Genomic DNA, 20,823 nt, shown 5'->3' with positions numbered 1-20,823 from the left:
GCATTGAGCTGCCCAAGGACAAAGAGATGGTCATGCCTGGCGACAACGTGAGCATCACTGTGAAGCTGATTGCTCCGATCGCCATGGAAGAAGGCTTGCGCTTTGCCATCCGCGAAGGCGGCCGCACCGTGGGTGCGGGTGTGGTGGCCAAGATCATTGAATAAGGCGGCGCAACCATGGCCCAGCAAAAAATTCGTATTCGCCTGAAGGCGTTTGACTACAAGCTGATCGACCAGTCGGCGGCAGAGATTGTCGATACCGCCAAACGCACCGGCGCTGTGGTCAGAGGCCCTGTGCCTTTGCCTACGCGCATGAAGCGTTTTGACATTCTGCGCTCGCCGCACGTCAACAAGTCGAGTCGCGACCAGTTGGAAATCCGCACCCACCAGCGTTTGATGGATATTGTTGATCCGACCGACAAAACCGTGGACGCCTTGATGAAGTTGGATTTGCCAGCAGGCGTGGAAGTGGACATCAAGCTGCAATAAACAAAGATCTGTGGGAAGGCGTCGCTTAAAAACGGCGGTCACACAGCACTGGCTTGCCAGAGTGGTCTGGTTGGCATTAAAATGTACGGCTTACCCAAAATTTGGGTAAGCTTTTTTAACTCTCTTTCGCATACCAAACGTTCCGGCCAATTGAAGCGCGGGGCGGCGAAGGTTCAGGAGCAATAAATGAGTCAAAGCAATCGATTGGGGTTGCTGGGGCGCAAGGTGGGCATGATGCGTTTGTTCACCGATGACGGCGATGCAGTGCCTGTCACGGTGGTTGATGTGTCCAACAACCGAGTGACCCAGGTCAAAACCCAAGAGAACGACGGCTATGTGGCCTTGCAGGTCACGTTTGGTTCGCGCAGAGCTTCGCGCGTGACCAAGCCGCAAGCTGGCCACCTCGCCAAGGCGGGTGTGGAGGCTGGTGAAATCACCCAGGAATTTCGAGTGGAAGGCGACGTGGCGGGCAAATATGCGGCCGGTGCCGTCGTGCCTGCGACCGATGTTTTTGCGGCAGGCCAGAAAGTGGATGTGCAGGGCACGTCCATCGGCAAGGGCTTTGCTGGCACCATCAAGCGCCACAACTTTGGCTCGCAGCGTGCGTCGCACGGCAACAGCCGCTCGCATAATGTGCCGGGCTCGATCTCTATGGCGCAAGACCCAGGTCGCGTGTTTCCGGGCAAAAAGATGACCGGTCATATGGGCGATGAAACCGTCACCACGCAAAACCTGGATGTGGTTCGCGTGGATGAGGCGCGTCAGTTGTTGCTGATCAAAGGTGCGGTGCCTGGCTCGCGTGGCGGTTTTGTGACCGTGCGTCCAGCCGTCAAGGCCAAGGCATCTGCTGCCAAAGAGGGAGCTTAAAACATGCAGCTCGAACTCTTGAATGAACAAGGTCAGGCCGCTTCCAAAGTGGATGCGCCTGAAACGCTGTTTGGTCGCGATTACAACGAAGCGCTGGTGCACCAGTTGGTGGTGGCCTATCAGGCCAACGCCCGCCAAGGCACGCGTGCCCAGAAAGACCGCGAACAGGTCAAGCACAGCACCAAGAAGCCGTTCCGCCAAAAAGGCACCGGTAACGCGCGTGCTGGTATGACATCTTCGCCGCTGTGGCGTGGGGGTGGTCGTGCCTTCCCGAACAGTCCGGACGAGAACTTCAGCCAGAAAGTCAATAAGAAGATGTACCGCGCCGGCATGGCGTCCATCTTGTCGCAGCTGGTGCGTGAAGGCCGCCTGTCGGTGGTCGAATCGATGAAGGTTGATTCGCCCAAGACCAAACAACTGGCGCAGAAGTTCAAGGACATGAAGCTCGACTCCGTGCTGGTAATTGCCGACGAGGTCGATGAAAACCTGTATCTGGCTTCGCGCAACCTTGGTCATGTGCTGGTCATTGAGCCGCGCTATGCCGATCCCGTGTCGCTGGTGCACTACAAGAAGGTGCTGGTCACCAAGGGTGCCATCGACAAGCTCAAGGAGATGTTCGCATGAGCCGCGTCAACCCCACTCCCGCCGAACGCCAATTCGATGAAGGCCGCCTGATGCAAGTACTGGTGGCTCCCATCGTTTCCGAAAAGGCCACCATGGTGGCTGAAAAATCCAATGCCGTAACTTTCAAGGTATTGCGCGACGCTACCAAGCCTGAAATCAAGGCTGCGGTGGAGTTGCTGTTCAACGTTGAAGTCCAAGGTGTTTCTGTGGCCAACATCAAAGGCAAGACCAAGCGCTTTGGCCGCACCGTAGGCCGTCGTGACCACGTGCGCAAAGCCTATGTCGTGCTCAAAGAAGGTCAAGAGTTGAACCTGTCTGGGGAGGCTGCGTAAACCATGGCTGCCATCAAGATGAAACCGACCTCGGCTGGCCGCCGCGCCATGGTCAAGGTCACGCGCGATCACCTGCACAAGGGCGATCCTTATGCTCCGTTGCTGGAGCCGAAGTTCCAGAAAGCAGGGCGCAACAACAATGGTCGCATCACGGTGCGCCACCGGGGTGGTGGGCATCGTCATCACTATCGTGTGGTCGACTTCTGTCGCAACAAGGACGGCATCGCTGCCAAGGTCGAACGTATTGAGTACGACCCCAACCGTTCGGCCCACATCGCCTTGGTGTGCTACGCCGATGGCGAGCGCCGCTACATCATCGCCCCGCGTGGTGTGGAAGTCGGCAGCCAGCTCATGAGCGGCTCTGAAGCGCCGATTCGCGCAGGCAATACGCTGCCGATTCGCAATATCCCGGTAGGTTCGACCATCCATTGCATCGAACTCAAGCCTGGTGCCGGTGCGCAGATTGCCCGCTCGGCCGGTACGTCAGCTACTTTGCTGGCACGTGAAGGCACTTATGCCCAGGTGCGCATGCGCTCAGGCGAAGTGCGCAAGATCCACATCGAGTGCCGCGCCACCATTGGCGAAGTGGCCAACGAAGAGCATAGCCTGCGCCAGTTGGGCAAGGCCGGCGTCAAGCGCTGGATGGGTATTCGCCCGACCGTGCGCGGTGTGGCCATGAACCCGATCGATCACCCGCATGGTGGTGGTGAAGGCCGTACTGGTGAAGGCCGTGCGCCAGTGGATCCGTGGGGCAACCTGACCAAGGGCTACCGCACCCGCAACAACCGCCGTACGCAGAGCATGATTGTTTCGCGTCGCAAGAAGAAATAAGGATCACCGCAAATGACACGTTCTTTGAAAAAAGGCCCGTTTGTGGACCATCACTTGCTTGCCAAGGTGGACAAGGCGGTGGCCAATAAGGACAAAAAGCCGATCAAGACTTGGTCGCGCCGCTCGATGATCCTGCCCGAGTTCATCGGCCTGACCATCGCTGTGCACAACGGCAAGCAACACGTGCCGGTGTATGTCACCGACCAGATGGTTGGTCACAAGCTTGGTGAATTTGCCCTGACGCGCACCTACAAAGGTCACGCGGCAGACAAAAAAGCCAAGAAATAAAGGAAGCAGACCATGGAAACACGTGCAGTCCTTCGTGGCGTACGCCTGTCGGTCGACAAAGGCCGTCTGGTCGCCGACCTGATCCGCGGCAAAAAAGTGGATCAGGCACTCAATACACTTAATTTCACGCAGAAAAAAGCGGCCATCATCATCAAGAAAGTGCTGGAGTCGGCCATTGCCAACGCCGAGCACAACGACGGTGCCGACATTGACGAGCTGCGTGTCAAGACCATTTACGTCGAGCAGGGCATGACGCTCAAGCGTTCTGCCGCTCGTGCCAAGGGCCGTGGTGCCCGCCTGTCCAAGCCCACGTGCCATGTGTACGTGACGGTGGGTAACTGATCGAAAGGCCAGGAAAGACTATGGGACAGAAAATCCATCCAACCGGTTTCCGCCTGTCGGTCAGCCGCAATTGGGCCAGCCGCTGGTACGCCAGCAACCGTGACTTCGCCGGCATGCTGGCCGAAGACATCAAGGTGCGCGAGTACCTGAAAGCCAAGCTGAAAAACGCCGCCGTCTCGCGCGTACTGATCGAGCGCCCCGCCAAGAACGCCCGCATCACCATCTACTCGGCCCGTCCGGGTGTGGTGATTGGCAAAAAAGGCGAAGACATCGAAAAACTCAAAAAAGAGCTGGCCGACCAATTGGGCGTGCCGGTGGCGGTCAACATTGAAGAAGTGCGCAAGCCTGAAGTCAATGCGCAACTGATTGCCGACTCGATCACCCAGCAGCTTGAAAAGCGCATCATGTTCCGCCGCGCCATGAAACGCGCCATGCAGAACGCCATGCGCCTCGGTGCCCAGGGTATCAAGATCATGTCGTCGGGTCGCCTGAACGGCATCGAGATTGCCCGCACCGAGTGGTACCGCGAAGGCCGCGTGCCGCTGCACACGCTGCGCGCCGACATCGACTACGGTTTCAGCGAAGCCAAGACCACCTACGGCATCATTGGTGTCAAGGTATGGGTCTACAAAGGCGATACGCTGGGCCGCAACGATGCGCCATCGCTGGACAGCACGCCGCGCCCTGAAGGCGAAGAGCGTCGTGGCCCGCGTGGCCCGCGCCGTGACCGCGATGGCCGTGGTGACCGCGCTGGTCGTGGCGGCCCGCGCCGTGCGAGCGGTGGCAACGCCGCACCTGCCGATGGCAGCGACAAACCCGCTGAAGCCCAAGGGGCTGATGCGCAACCCGCCGTTAAGCGCGTTCGCCAAGCCGCCGCGCCCGCGTCTGAATCCAGCGCCGCAGCCGCTGGAGCAGCGGACGGCGCTCAAGGAGAGTAAACCATGCTGCAACCTGCTCGCAGAAAATACCGCAAGGAGCAAAAAGGCCGCAACACCGGTATTGCTACCCGTGGCAATACCGTGGCCTTTGGCGAATTCGGCCTCAAGTCGACCGACCGTGGCCGTCTGACGGCGCGCCAGATCGAGTCTGCCCGTCGTGCCATTTCACGCCACGTCAAGCGTGGTGGCCGCATCTGGATTCGCGTGTTCCCCGACAAGCCCATTTCCACCAAACCCGCTGAAGTGCGTATGGGTAACGGCAAGGGCAACCCCGAGTACTACGTGGCCGAAATCCAGCCCGGCAAGGTGCTGTACGAAATCGTCGGTGTGCCCGAGGCGCTGGCGCGCGAAGCGTTTGCTCTGGCTGCTGCCAAATTGCCGCTGCGCACCACGTTCGTGTCCCGCATGATCGGCCAGTAATCAGAAGGAACCATCAGATGAAAACCGCTGAACTGCGCAAGAAAGACGTGGCTGGCCTGCAAGCCGAAGTCAAAGATCTGCAAAAGGCCCATTTCAACCTGCGCATGCAAAAGGCCACACAGCAACTGGCCAACAACAACCAGTTGCGTGAAACACGCCGCGCCATCGCGCGCGCCAAGACGCTGATTGCTGAAAAGCAAGCCGCTGCCAAGTAAGGAGTGACCATGACGGAAACCAAACCCTCCCTCAAGCGCACCCTGATCGGCAAAGTCGTCAGCGACAAGCGCGCCAAAACCGTGACGGTTCTGATCGAACGTCGTGTCAAGCACCCGATTTATGACAAAATCGTGATCCGCTCGTCCAAGTACCACGCCCACGACGAAAACGGTGAGTACAAGCTGGGTGATTTGATCGAGATCACCGAAAGCCGCCCGCTGTCCAAAACCAAGAACTGGGTGGCCACCCGCCTGGTGCAAAAGGCCGCAGCCGTCTGATCTTTCTTGATCGGGCAATGTCCTTGTAGCTGTCACGTCCAAACAGGCGCTGGCAGGCAGGCCCACTCAAAACAGCCCACAATTTGTGGGCTGTTTTGTTTTGGGCTGCTGTCAATGGTGCAGCAACACCAATTGAATTGAACCATTCATTGCAAGGAGAACGCACCATGATCCAACTTGGCGATGCATTGCCCGCCATCACGCTGGCTGAATATTCTGAGGTGGAGGGCGAGGGTTGCAGCTTAGGCCCCAACCCGGTCGATGTGGCGCAGGCCGCCGTCGGCAAAACACTGGCGGTCTTTGCCGTGCCCGGCGCATTCACGCCCACCTGCTCGGCCCAGCACGTGCCCAGCTTTGTGGAGCGCGTTGATGCCTTCAAGGCCGCAGGCGTGGACGAAATCTGGTGCCTGTCGGTGAATGATCCGTTTGTCATGGGTGCCTGGGCGCGCGACCAGAAAACGATGGGCAAGATCCGCATGCTGGCCGATGGCGATGCGGCTTTTGCCAAGGCCACCGGCCTGACGCTGGACTTGACCGGCAAAGGGCTGGGTCTGCGCAGCAACCGCTATTCCATGCTGGTTAAAGACGGCAAAGTGGTGACCCTGAATGTTGAGGCACCCGGCAAGCACGAAGTCAGCGATGGGGCCACCTTGCTGGCGCAAGTTCAGGGCTGAGCTTTTCGCGCCACCCGGTGCGGGTTGCGACGTGGGCGCGCTGCGGGCTGCTTGGCCTGCGGGGCATCGCTGCTGGGCGCAGCCAGGCAGCGCCCCTGCACCACCAAATCGGCAAAACCGCTGGCCAGTGCGTCCAGCAACTGGCGCACCGCCGGGCGCATGCCGCGGCGGCTGGCGTACACGGCCTGCACCAGCCCGGCAGCAGGTGCCCAATCGGGCAGCAGGCGCAGCAAATTGCCGTTGTGCAGGTGTTCAAACGCCATCAACTGCGGCAACACCGCGCACCCAACGCCTTGCAATGTGGCGCGCAGCAAAGCGGCTGCATCATCGGCCACCAGCCGGGGCTGGTGCGGCAGGGCGATGGGCTGGCCGTCAGGGCTACTCAATGACCAATGGTGCTCGTCGGGGGAATTGCCCAGGCCCAGTGTGGGCAGACGCGCCATGTCGCCCGGAGTTTGGGGCGGTGGCGCGTTGGTCAGCAATGCAGGCGCGCACACCAGCACATGGGGGCTGAGTGCCAGTGGGCGCACCACCTCGTCGGCAGCAGCCAGACCGCCGCGTGGGCGCACCCGCAAGGCAAAGTCCACACCGTCTTGCCACACATCAACATTGCGGTTGGTGGCCTCGACCTTCAGGCGCACCTGCGGCCAGGCGTTCAAAAACCGCACCAGCATATCGTCCACCGCGTAGTGCAGCAGCGCGGGCGGGCACGATACATGCACCGTGCCGCGCGGCACGATGGTTTGTGCCTGCACCAGTGCTTCGGCGGCCTCAGCCTCGGCCAGCATGGCGTGGCAATGGCGCAAAAAGGCATCGCCTACTTCGGTGATGGCAAAGCGGCGCGTGGTGCGGTGCAGCAGGCGCACGCCCAGGCGCTGCTCCAGTTGGGCTACGTGGCGGCTCAGTTTGGATTTGGGCAGGTTTAGCGCGCGGCTGGCAGCGGCAAACCCGCCGTGGTCGGCCACGGCAGCAAAATAAGCCAGATCGTTCAGGTCGTGCATGGTTCAGTGCTCAGAAGGTCAAGAGGTCAATGGGCTTTCAGTTGCATCACTGAAGAGCGATGCTTGCCATGAGTTGGAGAGCAAAATGTAGCTCCACTGCTTGTTTATAGTTCTACAGGTGGAACTCTAAGTGGAAATTTAAGCATCTTATCAAGTGTATTGTTCTCCTATAAAGTTCAATCTATGCCCAACACCCCGTTGCGGTATCTAGTGCAAAGGAGATCAGTCCATGACTGCCACGACCACCATCAACACCACAACCTTCAAGCCCGTCGTACAGGTGCAAAGCGCCCCCGGCCGCCACTGGGTGGGCGATGGTTTTCCGGTGCAAGGCATGTTTGGCTACAACGGCTCTGGCGTGGCCGCACGCAGCCCCTTCCTGCTGCTGGACTATGCCGCGCCGACCACGTTTTCACCCAACAGCGGCCACCGCCGGGGGGTGGGCCAGCACCCGCACCGGGGTTTTGAGACGGTGACCATCGTCTACGACGGCGAGGTGGAGCACCGCGACAGCACCGGCGCAGGCGGCGTGATTGGCAAGGGCGACGTGCAGTGGATGACCGCCGGTGGCGGCATCATTCACGAGGAGTTTCACTCCGCTGCTTACAGCCAGTCGGGCGGCCCGTTCGAGATGGTGCAACTGTGGGTCAACCTGCCCGCCAAGGACAAAATGACCCCGGCGCACTATCAAGGCATTGCTGCTGATCAGATCGCCAATGTGGCGCTGACCGATGGTGCAGGCCAGGTGCGCGTGATTGCGGGTGAGCTGGATGGCACACCCGGCCCGGCCGACACCTACACCCCCATGAACGTGTGGGACGTGCGGCTGAACGCCGGGCAGGCCACTGACTTGCCTCAGCCCGCAGGCTGGACCACGCTGGTGCTGGTGCAGTCCGGCACGGTGCAGGTCAACGGCCAGAGCGCCAGTGCGGGCCAATTGGTCACGCTGGGGCGCGACGGCACCGGTTTGCGGCTGGAGGCTGACGCTGCCGATGCCCGGCTGCTGCTGCTGGCCGGTGAGCCGATTGATGAGCCAGTGGTGGGTTATGGCCCGTTCGTGATGAACAGCGAGGCTGAAATTCGCCAGGCCGTCAATGACTTCAACAGTGGTCGCTTTGGCCGCGTGCAGTAAGCAGTTACCCGCTCGAAGCGGTTAATGTCAGAGCCGGGCACACGGGAGTGAGCCTCGGCCCTGGCGCTTCAACGTGGCTCACCCCCCATGAATGTGATGGTGTTGATGGCCATCCCACCCACTCAAGGAGAAAACTTCATGTCTGCCCCCGCCAACTTCAATGGCACCAAGCCCATCATCAACCCCGCCGACGCCGCCATGCTGCTAATCGACCACCAAAGCGGCCTGTTCCAGACCGTGGGTGATATGCCGATGGTGAAGAACAACGAGCCACTGGATTCGCAGCGCCCATAAGCTTTAACCCAATAAGCCTTAACCGAAACCATGGCACCTGCTGGGTCGCGCAGGTGCCGTTTTGCAAACGACCGACGCGCTCGGTCGTGCTGCGAAAGGAGCTTTCCCCATGCCTGCTACACCGCAAGCCGCCAACCATGCACCGTCCCGCTTGACACCAGATTTGCTGTATCTGCTGGAACGCCTGCCGCGTGCTCGCTGGCAGGCCGAGGCCGCCCACGGCACAGCGGGCGTGTGGCTGTCCATGCACGAAAGCCTGCGCCAAGGCCAAAGCCGCTTGCAAGTGCTGAGCCAGCAGTGGCTGGACAAGAAAGTGGACTGGATGGGCTTTCGTCAACAAACCCTGCCCCTGCTGGATGCGCACCTGGGTCACTTGCATGGGCACCACCGGCTGGAAGACCAGCATTACTTTCCCGCCTTCCGCCGCGCCGCGCCGCGCATGGCGGCGGGCTTTGACCTGCTGGAGAGTGATCACCAGCGCATCGACGAATCGGTGCGTGCGCTGCACCACTTGCAAGGCCAACTGGCGCGCGCCAACCCGGCTGAGGCAGCGGCCTGGCAGTGCGCACACGAGATCGCGCGCGCCGCGCTGGCATGCGGTACCCTGTTGTTGCAGCATCTGGCCGACGAGGAAGACCTCGTCATTCCGCTGCTGGCCTTGGGCGCGCGCGAGCAACGTGCCGCTTGAGCCGGTGCCATCGGCCCCACCTTTTCAGGAGATCCCACCATGTCCAACCCAATGCCCCAAGTCATTCTCAACGAAGCCGACAGCCGCTTTGAGCTGCACGTGGGCGAGCACATGGCTTATGAAGTGTTCGAGCGCTTTCCTGGCGGCATGGCCTATTTGCACACCATCGTGCCCAAAGAACTGGGCGGCCAGGGTGTGGGCAGCAGGCTGGTGAAGTACGTCCTGGACTACGCCGCGGCCAGCGGGCTGAAGGTGCGCCCCGATTGCTCGTTCGTCAAAGCCTACATCGACAAGCACCCCGAATACCAGGCCCATTCGCTGGCCCACGGTGCCACGCTGGGGTGATGTGGCTGCCTGGCCTGCCCGCCTGTTGTTTGAATTTGAGCTTTTACCAAGGAGATTGCCGCTCATGCCCGAATCCCTGATCCAGCGCCACGCCACGCGCGCGGCCATCGTTGGCGAGGACACGCCCATCCGCCGCGCCTTGCCGCACCGCGAACGCCGCATGGTGGGGGCGTGGTGCTTTCTCGACCACGCCGGGCCGGTGCAGTTCAAGCCCGGCAAAGGCATGCACGTGGGCGCGCACCCGCACATCGGTTTGCAAACCTTCACCTGGATGATCGAAGGCGAGGTGATGCACCGCGATTCGCTGGGGTATGAGCAAATCGTGCGCCCCGGCCAGGTCAACCTGATGACCGCCGGGCGCGGTGTGGTGCACACCGAAGACAGCGTGACCGACGGCACCCGCCTGCACGCGGCGCAGTTGTGGATTGCCCTGCCCGAGGCCGAACGCCAGCGCAAGGCGGCATTTTGCAATTACCCCGAATTGCCCACCATCGAGACGGGCGGCTTTGTCGCCACCGTGCTGGCAGGCCAAGCACTGGGGTTGACGGCACCCACGCAGATCTACAGCCCGCTGGTCGGCATTGACCTGAACAGCCAAGACGCGGCCCGCACCACACTGCCGCTGGAGCCGGGCTTTGAATACGGTGTGCTGGTGCTGCGCGGCGAAGCGCGTGTGGCAGGCCAGATGCTCGGGCAGGACGAGCTGTTGTACATGGCCCCCGGCCGCGATGCGCTGCAAGTGACCGCCGACGGCTCGGCCCAGTTGCTGGTGCTGGGCGGTGCACCGTTTGGCGAAGACATTCTGCTGTGGTGGAACTTCGTCGGACGCACACAAGATGACATGGCGCAAGCCCTGGCCGCCTGGAAGGCGTACCCTGACCACGGGGGGCGCTTTGGCCCCGTGCGCCCGGGCAGCACGGCCCAGCCACTGGTGGCCCCTTCGCTGGAGGGTGTGCGGCTCAAAGACGCATGACAAGCGTTTGGACAGGAATGGCCAAACACTCTTTGCAGCGCGCGAATCTGACCTTGCCCGAACAGATGAGGAAACCACCATGCAAGACAACATCGTGCTATTGAGTTTTGAGCAAACCAGCAAGGCATACCAAGCGCTGGCCGAGTTAAAGCAAGCTGCCGCCGAAGGCCGCGTGCAAGTCATTGCCGCTGCCGTGGTCGAGCGCCATGCCGACGGTCGGTTGCAACTCAAAGATGGCTATGGCAACGGGGCGGTGGCCAATGCGCCACTGGTCGGCTCCATGCTGGGTGGCCTGCTGGGCGTTTTGGGCGGGCCGCTGGGCGTGCTGATGCTGGGCACCACCGGGGCGCTGCTGGGCAGCATGGCCTCGGCCGATGCGCTGGGCACGCGCTTGAGCCTGGTCGAGCAAATCACCCGCGCCGTGCCGCCGGGCGCCACCGCCTTGTTCGCGCACGTGGAAGAAGCCGCGGTGGAGGTGGTCGATGGCCTGGCCAAGGAACTGGATGCCGTGGTACTGCGCCGCCCCACCGATGCGGTGTATGCCGAAGTGCAAGCCGCCGCCGAAGCGCAGGACGCCGCCGCCCAGCAGGCCCGCCAAGTGCTGCGCGACAAGCAGCGCGCCGAGTGGAAAGAAAAATTGGAAGCGTGGAGCAGCGAGGTGCAAGAGCATTGGCACCAGTTGACGGACAAAATCAAAGCACGACTTGATGGCAAGCCTTGATAGCGCCCACCCAATGCGGCCATGAAAAAGCCCCGCATGGCGGGGCTTTTTGCGGTTAGGGCAGGCACCTTACGGTTTGCGCGCCGCAATGGCTTTTTCAGCCTTGGTCACCAGGTCGTTGCCAATCTGGCCTTTCCACTTGTTGTAGACCGAGCGGGTGGCTTTGACAAAGGCGTCGCGTTCGGCGGGGCTGAGCTGCACCACGTTCACACCCAGGGCCGCAATGTCTTTCATCAAAGGTTGACCCGGCTCGGCCAGGCCCTTGCGGGCGATGGCGACTTCTTCCTTGCCCGCCTCGATGGCGGCCTGGCGCACGGCTTCGCGGTCGGCCGGGGTCCAACTGTTCCAGATGTCTTTGTTCACCACGAATACCAGCGGGTCGGCCACATAGCCCCACATGGTCACGTTTTTCTGGCCCACGTTTTGCAGCTTGGCGGCGGTGAAGATGCTCATCGGGTTTTCTTGCCCGTCCACCGCGCCGCTGGCAAAGGCGGGCTGGGCGTCGGCCCAGCTCATTTGCGTGGGGTTGGCACCCAATGCGGTAAAGGTGTCGACGAACAGCGGTGAGCCGACCACGCGGATCTTCAGGCCCTTCAGGTCATTCGGCGTGCGCACCGGGCGCTTGGAGTTGGTCAGCTCGCGGTAGCCGTTCTCACCCCAGGCCAGTGGCACCACGCCTGCATTTTCCAGCGTCTTGAACAGGTCTTTGCCCACCTCGCCCTGCGTCAGCGCGTCAATGGCGGCGTAGTCGGGCATCAAAAACGGCATCGAGAACAGGTTGAGCTGCTTGACCTGCGGCGACCAGTTGATGGTGGAGCCAACGGCCATGTCGATCACGCCCTGGCGCAACGCGCTGAATTCGCGCGTTTGGTCCCCTTGGATCAGCGACACGCCGGGGTACAGCTTGATGTTGATGCGGCCATTGGTTTTTTCGCGCACCTTGTTGGCCCAGATTTCGCCGCCCTTGCCCCAGGGGAAGGCAGTGCCCACCACCAGCGACATGCGGTATTCGGATTTGTAGTTGCTCTGCGCGGCGGCAGGCAGCGCAGTGCCCAGCGTCAGCGCGGCGGTGGCAGCGGCGGCCAGGGTCAGCACGGTTCGGCGAAGTGTCATGGCTTTCATCTCCTCAGGTTGCTACACAAAAAATAGCTGCTCGCGCCAGTGTAACCAAGCGCCAGAAGCCAAAAACATCATCAATAGCCCAGCCAGGTCGGCAGCCACAGAGCCAATGGCGGCCACACGATCACGGCCAGCACCACCAACCCCATGGACAGCACCAAGGGCATCACCCAGCGCACGGTGTGTTCCATGCTGACGCCCGCGATGCGGCACGACACCATCAGGTTCACCGCCAGCGGTGGCGTGAACTGGCCCATGGCCACCATCAGCGTCAGCAGCACGCCAAACCACACTGGGTTCCACTGGTAATGCTGCATCAGCGGGGCCATCAGCGGCACAAAAATCAGAAAGATCGAAATGCCGTCGAGGAACATGCCCAGCACCACCAGCAACAGCACGATCAGTATCAGCACCCCATGTTCACCCAGCCCCGACTGCACAATGGCCTGGGTAATCGGGTCGATGACACCCAGCGTGGACAGTGAAAACGCAAAGATGCCCGCCAGCGCCACCACCAGCAAAATCACCGCCGACAGCTCGCCCGATTCGCGCAGGATGGCCAACAAGTCGTGCACCTTGATCGTGCGGTGCACCACCATGCCCACGAACAGGCCGTAAAACACGGCCACCACGGCGGCCTCAGTGGGGGTAAAAAATCCTGCGCGCATGCCGCCCAGAATGACCACCGGTGCGGCCAGGCCCCAGGCCGCTTCGCGCAGGCTGGGCCAAAAAGGCGGGCGTGGCAAATCCGCCTCGTGCACGCCCATGCCGTGGCGGCGTGCCATCCACACGGCGGGCACGATCAGTGCCAGTCCCACCATGACACCGGGCACCACACCCGCCGAAAACAGCGCAGGCACCGACGCGCCCGGCACCAGCACCGAATAAACGATGAAGGCCACCGAGGGCGGAATCAGAATGTCCGTGGCTGCTGCCGCGCCCACCACGCTGGCCGAGTACGCGCCCGGATACCCGGCGCGCGACATGGCCACGATCATCACCCCGCCCACCGCCGCCGCCGTGGCCGGGCCTGAGCCGGAAATGCCGCCCATGAACATGGCCACGCCAATCGCAATCAGCGGCAGCATGCCCGGCCCGCGCCCGACGATGGCGGTGGCAAAGTTGACCAGCCGCGCCGCCACGCCCGAGCGGTCGAAGATCGACCCCACCAGCACAAACATCGGAATCGCCAGCAGCGGGTATTTGCCCAGGCCCGCGTAAAAGTTCTGCGGCGCGGCCAGCAGGCCGAACCAGGGCGTTTCGGCATTGGCCAGCGCAATCGCCGCTGCGCCCGCCAGCCCCAGCGCCGCGCCAATGGGCACGCCCAGCAGCATGGTGATGATGAACAGGGCAAACAGCAGCGTGGCGATCAAAACAGGCCCCCACGCTGCGCGGCGGCACTCATGGCGCTCGCTCCTCGTCCAGAACTTCGGGCGAGGTGGGCAGGTCGGCGCTGTCTGCGGCGGCGCGTCCGCCGCGCAGCCACAGCCCCACCGCGCGCAGCGTGATGGCAGCGCAAAAAATCGGCAGCCACATCGTGTACCACCACTGCGGCACACCAATGCCAGGCGATGTTTCGCCCCATTTGATGTCGTCCATCAGCACACGGGCCGACAACACGGTCATCAGCGCGAACAGCAGCGCCACCGCTGCTGCGCCAAACTTGGCCAGTGCGCGCTGGCGCTGGGGCGAGCCGCTGCCTGCAAAGTAGTCGATGCGGATGTGCCGGTTGCGCGCCACCGCGGCGCTGCCCGCTACCAGGGCCAGCAAAATCATCAAAAACACCGACACCTCTTCCGTCCATGCAAACGACACATCGGTGAAATAGCGCACCAGCACATTGGCAAACGTGATCAGCGCCAGCAGCGCCATGATGATCACGGTCAGCCAATCCTCGATCGCCAGCGGCACGCGCGGGCGGACAGGTTCCTCAGAAGGCGGGGTGTTCGGGGCAGGCATGGGACGGCGAGCAACGGCGCAAAAACAGCGCAAAAACAGCGCAAAACGACGGTGAAAAACAACGGTGCAAAACACAACGCGGCCTGTAGTCGCCGCGAAGCGCCTATCTTACTGGCCTCGACATGGAGCAATACCGCCGCAGGTCTTGTCAGACTTCCATGCAAACCCTGATGCGATGGGCGCTTGATGCGTCGGCACAAGCGCCGTCGCACTTGAATGCGAAAATTTGCGCATGAACACCACCGCTCCTGAAACCCTCACCATCACCCGCCCTGACGACTGGCACCTGCACGTGCGCGACGGCGCGGCGCTGGCGGCCGTGGTGCCGCACACGGCGGCGCAGTTTGGCCGCGCCATCATCATGCCCAACCTGCGCCCGCCAGTTACCACCACCGCGCAGGCGCTATCGTATAAAGCGCGTATTGTGCAGGCGGTGCCTGCTGGCGTGGTGTTTGAACCGCTGATGACGCTGTACCTGACCGACAACACGCCGCCCGAGGAAATCGCGCGGGCAGCAGATGCGGGCATCGTCGCCCTCAAGCTCTACCCCGCTGGGGCCACCACCAACAGCGACGCGGGCGTGACCGACGTGCGCAAGACATATCAAACGCTCGAAGCCATGCAGCGCGCGGGCCTGAAGCTGCTGGTGCACGGCGAGGTGACCGACCCTGACATCGATTTGTTCGACCGCGAAGCCGTGTTCATCGACCACGTGCTGATCCCGTTGCGCAAGGACTTCCCTGAGCTGAAGATCGTCTTCGAGCACATCACCACGAAAGAGGCCGCGCAGTACGTCGCCAGCGCTGATGCCTTCACCGCTGCCACCATCACCACCCACCACCTGCTCTACAACCGCAACGCCATCTTTCAAGGCGGCATTCGCCCGCACTACTACTGCCTGCCCGTGCTCAAGCGCGAGGCGCATCGCCAGGCGCTGGTGCAAGCCGCCACCAGCGGGTCGCCCAAGTTCTTTCTGGGCACCGACAGCGCCCCACACCCGGCGCAACTGAAAGAACACGCCAGCGGCTGTGCCGGCTGCTACACCGCCCACGCCGCGCTGGAGCTGTACGCCAGCGCTTTCGAGGCAGCGGGCGCGCTCGACAAGCTGGAGGGCTTTGCCGCGTTTTTCGGGGCCGATTTCTATGGTTTGCCTCGCAACAACGGCCACATCACGTTGCGCAAACAAGCGTGGACGCCGCCCGAGAACTACCCGTTTGGCGACGCAGTGCTCAAGCCGCTGGCAGGGGGCGAGCCGCTGGACTGGCGGCTGGTGTAAAGGGGCAACCTGGTTTTGCCGGGAGGCTGGAGATGACGCAAATGCACGCTGCACAAGCCCACGCGGCACAAGCGCACGCCGCGTTCAATACTGGGCGCGGCGCGTTGCTGATCGATGCAGACAACTTTCATGACCCTGGCCAACTGCGGGCCATTCACGGTCAGTTTTCCCAACACGCAGGCAAGCACCCGATCTGCCACGTGCATGGCGCGGCCAAGCTGCTCTACAGCGATGGGTTGAAGTCGGTGTGGCTTGAGCTGGGAGCGCAGTTGATACCCTGCTTGCCACTCAATAAAAACACCACAGACGCGGCCTTGGTGGTGGATGCGATGCGGCTGCACTTTCAATCTGGCGTGCGCCGCTTTGGCATTGCCTCGGGCGATGCCGACTTTGCACCGCTGTCGTTGGTTTTGCGCGAGTTGGGCTGTGAAGTCACCTGTTTTGCCCGCCTGTCGATTGCGTTCGAGGCCATGGTGCCGTTTTACGACCGCGTGGTGCGTTTTGATGCGCTGCCTGCCCCGCCTGTGCCGCCACCAGTGGCAACGCCACAACCTGCGGCGACTGCCAAGATGGCTGTGCAGCCATCGCCCGCACAACCCTCATCTACAGGGGCTGTAAAGCCCGCTGCGCAGGTGCCTGCACCTGTGGCACCCAAGGCCAAACCGGTACCCCAAATCACCGCCGCCGAGCGCGAGGCGGTGCGCAAGATTTTGGCCACACTGCCCAAGTGGAACCCCCATACCGTCAGGCAACTGAACCAACTGGGTACACCCCTGCGCGATGGCGGCGTCAAGACGGGCAGTGCGCCGCTGCACCAGTTGTTTCGCAAGTATCCGGCGTTTTTTACAGTGCTGCCTGTCAGTGGCCAGGCCAAGCAAGTTCGGCTGGAACGGCTGCCTTGATGTGGTGAGCAGGTGCGCGCCGCGTGCGCGTGATGCCTGGTGCGTGGGCACAGGGCACAGGGCACAGGGCACAGGGCAGGTGGGCCTGCCGCTGGTGCTTTTCTTGCGCCGCGCCACCGACGGCTTTGCCACAATGCAGCTCCATGACCGATACGCCGTCTGCCGTGGATTGGGCGCAGCCCTGGTTTGCGCCGCTGGCTCCGTGGGGCCAGCCGGTGCTGGCTGCGTGGCAGGCGGGCCGCACGGTGGCTGACGCCTTGAGCACGGCCCCGCCCAGCAGCGCAGGCGTGCCGCCGTCGGTGGGCTTTGTTGGCCAGCACCACCTGCCCGCAGGGCGTGCGTACGAGCAGTTCATTGCCGAGCAACGCCGGGTGCCCACGCGTGATAACGCACACGACTTTTTCAATGGCTTGGTTTGGCATGCCTTGCCCCGTGCCAAGGCGCGCATGAACGCCTTGCAAGCGGCTGAAATTGCCCGCGATGGCGTGCAGGCCCGGCGCGGTGCGGTGCGCGATGCGCTGACGGTGCTGGATGAAAACGGCGCATTGCTGTCCGCTCCCGCGCCCTTGTGGCAGGCGTTGGCGGATCGGCGCTGGAGCGATGTGTTTGGCACACTGCGTCCCTTGTGGGGCAGCGTCCACCTGTGGCTGCTGGGCCATGCGGCGCTGGAAAAACTGCTTGCGCCCTACAAATCCATCACCGTGCACGTGCTGTACGCACCACCAGGGCTGACCACGCTGGATGTTGCCGACGCCTGGCTGGCCGCGCATCTGGATGCCGAGCGTCTGCGTGCCAAACCGTTTGCGCCCCTGCCCGTGCTGGGTGTGCCCGGCTGGTGGGCTGCCAACGGCGATGCGGCGTTTTATGACGATGCGACGGTGTTTCGCCCGCTGCGGGCGCAGATGCGGCGATTTTGCTATTTAAACTATAGCTTTTTATGCAAGATGGAGCAGCCATAAAAGCCTATTCGGCTTGCAAATTTTGCCCAGAAGCTGCACCTTGCACACCAAGCCAATTCCCGTGCTTGGTACGCCAGTGGCTTGAATATGCTTCAATCTGCCGCAACTTTCAGCGTTGGGGCCAGTCTATGCACAGGCTCTTTTATTCAGCACCTTGAGGGTCTTTGATGACACGCATTCTGCTTTTTGTACTGACCAACGTGGCCGTGATGGCCGTGGTGGGCTTGATTTCGTCGCTGTTCGGCCTGGGCCGCTACACCGGCACCAACACCGTGCAGTTGATGGTGTTCTCGCTGGTGGTGGGCTTTACGGGGGCCATCATCTCGCTGCTGATGAGCAAGACCGCTGCCAAGATGAGCATGGGCCTGAAAATCATCAACCAGCCCAGCAATGCCGACGAGGTGTGGATCGTCGAGACCGTGCGCAAGTTTGCCGATCAGGCCGGCATCGGCATGCCCGAAGTGGGCATTTACGAGGGCGAGGCCAACGCTTTTGCCACCGGTGCGTTCAAAAATTCGGCCCTGGTGGCGGTGTCCACCGGCCTGCTGCGCGGCATGACGCGCGAGGAGGTCGAGGCCGTGATCGGCCACGAAATCGCCCACGTGGCCAATGGCGACATGGTGACCATGGCGCTGATCCAGGGGGTGATGAACACCTTTGTGGTGTTTGCCAGCCGCGTCATCGGCTCGCTGGTCGATGGCTTTTTGCGCCGCGACAGCGACAGCTCAGGCCCTGGCATCGGTTACTACGTCACCACCATCGTGCTGGACATCTTGTTCGGCTTTCTGGCCGGTATCGTGGTGGCCTGGTTCTCGCGCCAGCGTGAGTTTCGCGCCGACCGTGACTCGGCCCGGCTGATGGGTCAGCCGCAGTCGATGATCAATGCCCTGGCGCGTCTGGGCGGCCTGCACGCCGAAGGCCAGCAGATGCCGCAAAACCTGCAATCCATGGCCATTGCGGGCAGCATCGGCAAGCTGTTTGCCACCCATCCGCCGATGGAGGAGCGGATCGCGGCATTGAAAGCCTACACCCCCTGAAAAGGACGCACCCCCTGAGGCGCTAACGCGCCTTCCCCCTCTTGCTGCGCGAGGGGGGACAACGCCAGTCGTCGGCGCCGGTCCGCCGCCGGCGTTTGCTGGCGTGGCCTGCTCCGCGGCCTTTTCTCCCTCTTCCGCTGGCGGGAGAAGGTTGGGGCGAGGGCCTGCGGACAGTCTTGTCGGAACAGGTGTCAAATCAGCCCTCAGCGCTTGTGCATAAAGTACAGTTTGCTATCAAAGTAAAAGTCCCGGCACCCCGGTGGTGCCGGGACTTTTACTTTGTACACTGCGGGCACCCCTTTTTTTGGAGTGCCCATGCAGATGCTGTCCATCGCTGGCGGCGAGTTGAACGTTCATCGCGACGGCCAGCCGCCGCTGGCCATCGAATCACGTTTTGCGCGTGAGCTGATCGAGCGCGACGCCAACAGTCGCCGCAACACGTCGTGGAAATACGCCGAGCGCGAAGAGGGCAACCAGGGCATGCTGTCCGGCGCGCGCCTGTGGGGCCAGCGCGGGGCTGCGCCGGGTGTGCTGGCACCGCCGCGCTTCATCGCCGCCTGCACGGCGGGCGAGCCGGGCGTCATCTACTACCTGTTGCAGGTGGTCGGCAGCGTGGGGCTGTTTCGCTACCACATTGACGAGCAGCGCGAGGTGCGCCTGTTCCACCGCAGCGCCACGCCAGTGCTGGGCATGACCTTTGATGCCGACGCCCGGCGATTGATTTTGTCCAACGCCCAGCCCGACGGCACCGCGCACCTGGACGTGTACGACGAAGACGGCAACCACCGCGGCAGCGTCACCAGCGGCGACTGCATCGACGTCGCGCCCTCGCGCATCTGGGGCCTGCCCAATGCGCTGGTGTACCAGTCGATGGGTGTGGCGCGCCACCCGCAAGCCGGTTACGTGGTGGCGCTGGGCCACGCGGTGGTCAACCGGCTGAACTTCGCCACTGGCGAGATCGACACCGTGCTGGACGATGCCGCTTATGACCATGTGGCCCCGCGCGCCGGGCGCGACGGATCGCTGTACGCCATTCGTCGCCCGGTCGAAAAGCCCGCGCACGAACAGGCCGGCACGGCGCTGAAAGATACGCTGATGATGCCGGTGCGCCTGGGCAAGGCGGTGTTTGGCTACCTCAACTTTTTCTCGCAGGTGTACGGCAAAGAGCCGCTGCGCTCGGCTGGTGGCCCGCGCGCGGCCGATCTGGATCAGGATTTGGGCCAGCTGTGGCTGCATGGCCGCATGATCGACCTGCGCAAAGTCAAAGCCGAGGCCGGGCACGATGGCAGCCTGGTGCCTGCGTCGTGGGAGCTGGTTTTATGAGCTAAATGTGGCGCTGGCGCTAGTTCAGTGGGCGTGAGCAGCTATGAAATCAGGATTGATTGGCGCAGGTATTGAGGGGGTCTGAAGAAACGGATAAGAACTAATTTCTCCTTTGAAACCTAACGTGGAGCTAAGCGGCCGCTGCTTGCAGCGGCCCGTTTGAGGGCACTGTTAGGGAACCTCTAAAAACCCTCCGCCATCCAACCGCAGCCCAAGACGCCCCTACCCGCATGATGATGAAACTGCGCAGTGCCCTGAAGCACGACCTAGTCGCCGACGACGCCCACAAGCGCAAGATTGATGTACTGGGCGATCCCCTGGAGCTGATCGCGCGGCACATCGACTTTGAGCATCTGGCGGGCCTGATCGATGGTTTGTATCCCCGCACCGATGGCAGCAAAGGCGGTCGCCCACCATACCCCACAGCCGTGATGGTGCGCATCTTGTTGTTGAAGCGCCTGTACAACCTGTCAGACGAGCAGGTGGAGTACCAGCTGCTCGACCGCATGAGCTTCAAGCGCTTTTGCCTGCCTGGAAGCTCAGCCAACGTCCCCGACCGCAACACCATCTGGCAGTTTGCGCAGCGCATTGGCGTCGATGGGGCCACCGCCATCTTCCAGGGCGTGGACAGCCAACTGAGTCAGCACGGCTATATCGCCCGAGGTGGCCAGGCCATCGATGCCACCTTGGTCTCAGCGCCCATCCAGCATTTGAGCAAAGCCGACAAAGAGCAGCTCGAACAAGGCAAGACACCAGAAGACTGGAGCCAATCCAAGCGCAGGCAGAAAGACCTGGA

The 20,823-nt window shown here is 62.2% G+C and carries 27 protein-coding genes and 2 pseudogenes; 25 read left to right on the top strand and 4 right to left on the bottom strand.

From position 1 onward, the window contains the following. From ACK5NW_RS11445 to ACK5NW_RS11385, 13 genes and pseudogenes are all read left to right on the top strand, one after another. A pseudogene (locus tag ACK5NW_RS11445) lies at positions 1-164 on the top strand (elongation factor Tu); the annotation flags it as partial. Positions 165-176: 12 nt separating this feature from the next. Further along, on the top strand, positions 177-488 hold the full coding sequence (gene rpsJ, locus ACK5NW_RS11440; RefSeq protein WP_416928130.1) for a 30S ribosomal protein S10: 312 nt from the start codon (positions 177-179) through the stop codon (positions 486-488). Between the two features lie 186 nt (positions 489-674). Then, positions 675-1,355: a 50S ribosomal protein L3 gene (gene rplC / locus ACK5NW_RS11435; RefSeq protein ID WP_416928128.1), complete on the top strand. Its 681-nt coding sequence runs from the start codon at positions 675-677 to the stop codon at positions 1,353-1,355. Between the two features lie 3 nt (positions 1,356-1,358). Continuing rightward, positions 1,359-1,979: a 50S ribosomal protein L4 gene (rplD, locus tag ACK5NW_RS11430; RefSeq protein ID WP_416928126.1), complete on the top strand. Its 621-nt coding sequence runs from the start codon at positions 1,359-1,361 to the stop codon at positions 1,977-1,979. Continuing rightward, positions 1,976-2,311, top strand: coding sequence for a 50S ribosomal protein L23 (gene rplW, locus ACK5NW_RS11425; RefSeq protein ID WP_416928124.1), 336 nt, complete (start codon positions 1,976-1,978; stop codon positions 2,309-2,311). The genes rplD and rplW overlap by 4 nt, the downstream gene beginning before the upstream one ends. Before the next feature lie 3 nt (positions 2,312-2,314). Further along, on the top strand, positions 2,315-3,142 hold the full coding sequence (gene rplB, locus ACK5NW_RS11420; RefSeq protein WP_416928122.1) for a 50S ribosomal protein L2: 828 nt from the start codon (positions 2,315-2,317) through the stop codon (positions 3,140-3,142). Between the two features lie 12 nt (positions 3,143-3,154). Then, the gene (rpsS, locus tag ACK5NW_RS11415) at positions 3,155-3,430 is read left to right on the top strand and encodes a 30S ribosomal protein S19 (RefSeq protein WP_416928120.1); all 276 of its coding nucleotides are present in this window, start codon (positions 3,155-3,157) and stop codon (positions 3,428-3,430) included. Positions 3,431-3,442: 12 nt separating this feature from the next. Next, positions 3,443-3,772, top strand: a complete 330-nt coding sequence (rplV, locus tag ACK5NW_RS11410) for a 50S ribosomal protein L22 (protein WP_416928118.1) — start codon at positions 3,443-3,445, stop codon at positions 3,770-3,772. A gap of 20 nt (positions 3,773-3,792) precedes the next feature. After that, positions 3,793-4,710 carry a 30S ribosomal protein S3 gene (gene rpsC / locus ACK5NW_RS11405; RefSeq protein WP_416928116.1) on the top strand — a complete coding sequence of 306 codons (918 nt, stop codon included), beginning with the start codon at positions 3,793-3,795 and terminating at the stop codon, positions 4,708-4,710. Between the two features lie 3 nt (positions 4,711-4,713). After that, positions 4,714-5,130 (top strand): 50S ribosomal protein L16, encoded by a 417-nt coding sequence (rplP, locus tag ACK5NW_RS11400; protein ID WP_416928114.1) that lies wholly within the window; start codon positions 4,714-4,716, stop codon positions 5,128-5,130. A 17-nt stretch (positions 5,131-5,147) separates the two neighbouring features. After that, entirely contained in the window at positions 5,148-5,345 is a 198-nt protein-coding gene (rpmC, locus tag ACK5NW_RS11395) for a 50S ribosomal protein L29 (RefSeq protein ID WP_416928112.1), read from the top strand. Positions 5,346-5,354: 9 nt separating this feature from the next. Then, positions 5,355-5,624, top strand: coding sequence for a 30S ribosomal protein S17 (gene rpsQ / locus ACK5NW_RS11390; RefSeq protein WP_416928110.1), 270 nt, complete (start codon positions 5,355-5,357; stop codon positions 5,622-5,624). A 167-nt stretch (positions 5,625-5,791) separates the two neighbouring features. Beyond that, entirely contained in the window at positions 5,792-6,298 is a 507-nt protein-coding gene (locus tag ACK5NW_RS11385) for a peroxiredoxin (protein ID WP_416928108.1), read from the top strand. Here the strand turns inward: ACK5NW_RS11385 and ACK5NW_RS11380 are convergent. Then, positions 6,289-7,299: a LysR substrate-binding domain-containing protein gene (locus ACK5NW_RS11380; protein WP_416928106.1), complete on the bottom strand. Its 1,011-nt coding sequence runs from the start codon at positions 7,297-7,299 to the stop codon at positions 6,289-6,291. The two genes, ACK5NW_RS11385 and ACK5NW_RS11380, sit on opposite strands and share 10 nt — an antisense overlap. A 229-nt stretch (positions 7,300-7,528) precedes the next feature. Between ACK5NW_RS11380 and ACK5NW_RS11375 the strand changes: the two genes are divergently transcribed. From ACK5NW_RS11375 to ACK5NW_RS11350, 6 genes and pseudogenes are all read left to right on the top strand, one after another. After that, positions 7,529-8,431: a pirin family protein gene (locus ACK5NW_RS11375; RefSeq protein ID WP_416928105.1), complete on the top strand. Its 903-nt coding sequence runs from the start codon at positions 7,529-7,531 to the stop codon at positions 8,429-8,431. Positions 8,432-8,569: 138 nt separating this feature from the next. After that, a pseudogene (locus ACK5NW_RS11370) lies at positions 8,570-8,686 on the top strand (hydrolase); the annotation flags it as partial. 148 nt (positions 8,687-8,834) lie between these two features. Continuing rightward, positions 8,835-9,413 (top strand): hemerythrin domain-containing protein, encoded by a 579-nt coding sequence (locus ACK5NW_RS11365; protein WP_416928103.1) that lies wholly within the window; start codon positions 8,835-8,837, stop codon positions 9,411-9,413. 39 nt (positions 9,414-9,452) lie between these two features. Further along, positions 9,453-9,758 carry a GNAT family N-acetyltransferase gene (locus ACK5NW_RS11360; protein ID WP_416928101.1) on the top strand — a complete coding sequence of 102 codons (306 nt, stop codon included), beginning with the start codon at positions 9,453-9,455 and terminating at the stop codon, positions 9,756-9,758. A 64-nt stretch (positions 9,759-9,822) separates the two neighbouring features. After that, positions 9,823-10,731 carry a pirin family protein gene (locus ACK5NW_RS11355; protein ID WP_416928099.1) on the top strand — a complete coding sequence of 303 codons (909 nt, stop codon included), beginning with the start codon at positions 9,823-9,825 and terminating at the stop codon, positions 10,729-10,731. Positions 10,732-10,810: 79 nt separating this feature from the next. Further along, positions 10,811-11,452, top strand: coding sequence for a hypothetical protein (locus tag ACK5NW_RS11350; protein ID WP_416928097.1), 642 nt, complete (start codon positions 10,811-10,813; stop codon positions 11,450-11,452). A gap of 69 nt (positions 11,453-11,521) precedes the next feature. On the opposite strand, the gene ACK5NW_RS11345 is transcribed toward ACK5NW_RS11350, so the two are convergent. The 3 genes from ACK5NW_RS11345 to ACK5NW_RS11335 all read right to left on the bottom strand — a co-directional run bounded on the left by ACK5NW_RS11345 (position 11,522) and on the right by ACK5NW_RS11335 (position 14,530). Then, the gene (locus ACK5NW_RS11345; RefSeq protein WP_416928096.1) at positions 11,522-12,565 is read right to left on the bottom strand and encodes a DctP family TRAP transporter solute-binding subunit; all 1,044 of its coding nucleotides are present in this window, start codon (positions 12,563-12,565) and stop codon (positions 11,522-11,524) included. Positions 12,566-12,645: 80 nt separating this feature from the next. Then, positions 12,646-13,944, bottom strand: coding sequence for a TRAP transporter large permease (locus ACK5NW_RS11340; protein ID WP_416928094.1), 1,299 nt, complete (start codon positions 13,942-13,944; stop codon positions 12,646-12,648). Between the two features lie 28 nt (positions 13,945-13,972). Then, entirely contained in the window at positions 13,973-14,530 is a 558-nt protein-coding gene (locus tag ACK5NW_RS11335) for a TRAP transporter small permease (RefSeq protein ID WP_416928092.1), read from the bottom strand. A gap of 232 nt (positions 14,531-14,762) precedes the next feature. Here ACK5NW_RS11335 and pyrC point away from each other — a divergent pair, with 232 nt between their 5' ends. From pyrC to ACK5NW_RS11305, 6 genes are all read left to right on the top strand, one after another. Beyond that, positions 14,763-15,806, top strand: a complete 1,044-nt coding sequence (gene pyrC, locus ACK5NW_RS11330; protein WP_416928090.1) for a dihydroorotase — start codon at positions 14,763-14,765, stop codon at positions 15,804-15,806. A 32-nt stretch (positions 15,807-15,838) separates the two neighbouring features. Then, positions 15,839-16,708: an NYN domain-containing protein gene (locus ACK5NW_RS11325; RefSeq protein ID WP_416928088.1), complete on the top strand. Its 870-nt coding sequence runs from the start codon at positions 15,839-15,841 to the stop codon at positions 16,706-16,708. Positions 16,709-16,851: 143 nt separating this feature from the next. After that, the gene (locus tag ACK5NW_RS11320) at positions 16,852-17,667 is read left to right on the top strand and encodes a DUF3025 domain-containing protein (RefSeq protein ID WP_416928086.1); all 816 of its coding nucleotides are present in this window, start codon (positions 16,852-16,854) and stop codon (positions 17,665-17,667) included. Between the two features lie 167 nt (positions 17,668-17,834). Beyond that, a complete protein-coding gene (htpX, locus tag ACK5NW_RS11315; protein ID WP_416928084.1) occupies positions 17,835-18,704 on the top strand; it encodes a protease HtpX in 870 nt (289 codons plus the stop codon). A 315-nt stretch (positions 18,705-19,019) separates the two neighbouring features. After that, complete coding sequence (locus tag ACK5NW_RS11310) at positions 19,020-20,027, top strand: hypothetical protein (RefSeq protein WP_416928082.1); 1,008 nt, start codon at positions 19,020-19,022, stop codon at positions 20,025-20,027. Positions 20,028-20,263: 236 nt separating this feature from the next. Then, the coding region (locus tag ACK5NW_RS11305) for a transposase (RefSeq protein WP_416928081.1) at positions 20,264-20,823 on the top strand (560 nt) is incomplete at its 3' end.

This window comes from Ottowia sp., assembly GCF_047975795.1.
Lineage (GTDB): Bacteria > Pseudomonadota > Gammaproteobacteria > Burkholderiales > Burkholderiaceae_C > Ottowia.
Note: the sequence above shows the minus strand (reverse complement) of the source record. Positions and strands in the feature narration are given on the sequence as shown.

Coding starts and splice junctions, on each gene's coding strand:
- rpsJ (WP_416928130.1), top strand. CDS start 177: ATGGCCCAGCAAAAAATTCGTATTCGCCTGAAGGCGTTTGACTACAAG.
- rpsC (WP_416928116.1), top strand. CDS start 3,793: ATGGGACAGAAAATCCATCCAACCGGTTTCCGCCTGTCGGTCAGCCGC.
- pyrC (WP_416928090.1), top strand. CDS start 14,763: ATGAACACCACCGCTCCTGAAACCCTCACCATCACCCGCCCTGACGAC.
- ACK5NW_RS11380 (WP_416928106.1), bottom strand. CDS start 7,299: ATGCACGACCTGAACGATCTGGCTTATTTTGCTGCCGTGGCCGACCAC.
- rplV (WP_416928118.1), top strand. CDS start 3,443: ATGGAAACACGTGCAGTCCTTCGTGGCGTACGCCTGTCGGTCGACAAA.
- ACK5NW_RS11345 (WP_416928096.1), bottom strand. CDS start 12,565: ATGACACTTCGCCGAACCGTGCTGACCCTGGCCGCCGCTGCCACCGCC.
- ACK5NW_RS11355 (WP_416928099.1), top strand. CDS start 9,823: ATGCCCGAATCCCTGATCCAGCGCCACGCCACGCGCGCGGCCATCGTT.
- ACK5NW_RS11385 (WP_416928108.1), top strand. CDS start 5,792: ATGATCCAACTTGGCGATGCATTGCCCGCCATCACGCTGGCTGAATAT.
- ACK5NW_RS11310 (WP_416928082.1), top strand. CDS start 19,020: ATGCAGATGCTGTCCATCGCTGGCGGCGAGTTGAACGTTCATCGCGAC.
- rpmC (WP_416928112.1), top strand. CDS start 5,148: ATGAAAACCGCTGAACTGCGCAAGAAAGACGTGGCTGGCCTGCAAGCC.
- ACK5NW_RS11365 (WP_416928103.1), top strand. CDS start 8,835: ATGCCTGCTACACCGCAAGCCGCCAACCATGCACCGTCCCGCTTGACA.
- rplC (WP_416928128.1), top strand. CDS start 675: ATGAGTCAAAGCAATCGATTGGGGTTGCTGGGGCGCAAGGTGGGCATG.
- rplP (WP_416928114.1), top strand. CDS start 4,714: ATGCTGCAACCTGCTCGCAGAAAATACCGCAAGGAGCAAAAAGGCCGC.
- ACK5NW_RS11320 (WP_416928086.1), top strand. CDS start 16,852: ATGACCGATACGCCGTCTGCCGTGGATTGGGCGCAGCCCTGGTTTGCG.
- ACK5NW_RS11350 (WP_416928097.1), top strand. CDS start 10,811: ATGCAAGACAACATCGTGCTATTGAGTTTTGAGCAAACCAGCAAGGCA.
- ACK5NW_RS11375 (WP_416928105.1), top strand. CDS start 7,529: ATGACTGCCACGACCACCATCAACACCACAACCTTCAAGCCCGTCGTA.
- rpsS (WP_416928120.1), top strand. CDS start 3,155: ATGACACGTTCTTTGAAAAAAGGCCCGTTTGTGGACCATCACTTGCTT.
- rplW (WP_416928124.1), top strand. CDS start 1,976: ATGAGCCGCGTCAACCCCACTCCCGCCGAACGCCAATTCGATGAAGGC.
- ACK5NW_RS11360 (WP_416928101.1), top strand. CDS start 9,453: ATGTCCAACCCAATGCCCCAAGTCATTCTCAACGAAGCCGACAGCCGC.
- rplD (WP_416928126.1), top strand. CDS start 1,359: ATGCAGCTCGAACTCTTGAATGAACAAGGTCAGGCCGCTTCCAAAGTG.
- rpsQ (WP_416928110.1), top strand. CDS start 5,355: ATGACGGAAACCAAACCCTCCCTCAAGCGCACCCTGATCGGCAAAGTC.
- rplB (WP_416928122.1), top strand. CDS start 2,315: ATGGCTGCCATCAAGATGAAACCGACCTCGGCTGGCCGCCGCGCCATG.
- htpX (WP_416928084.1), top strand. CDS start 17,835: ATGACACGCATTCTGCTTTTTGTACTGACCAACGTGGCCGTGATGGCC.
- ACK5NW_RS11325 (WP_416928088.1), top strand. CDS start 15,839: ATGACGCAAATGCACGCTGCACAAGCCCACGCGGCACAAGCGCACGCC.
- ACK5NW_RS11335 (WP_416928092.1), bottom strand. CDS start 14,530: ATGCCTGCCCCGAACACCCCGCCTTCTGAGGAACCTGTCCGCCCGCGC.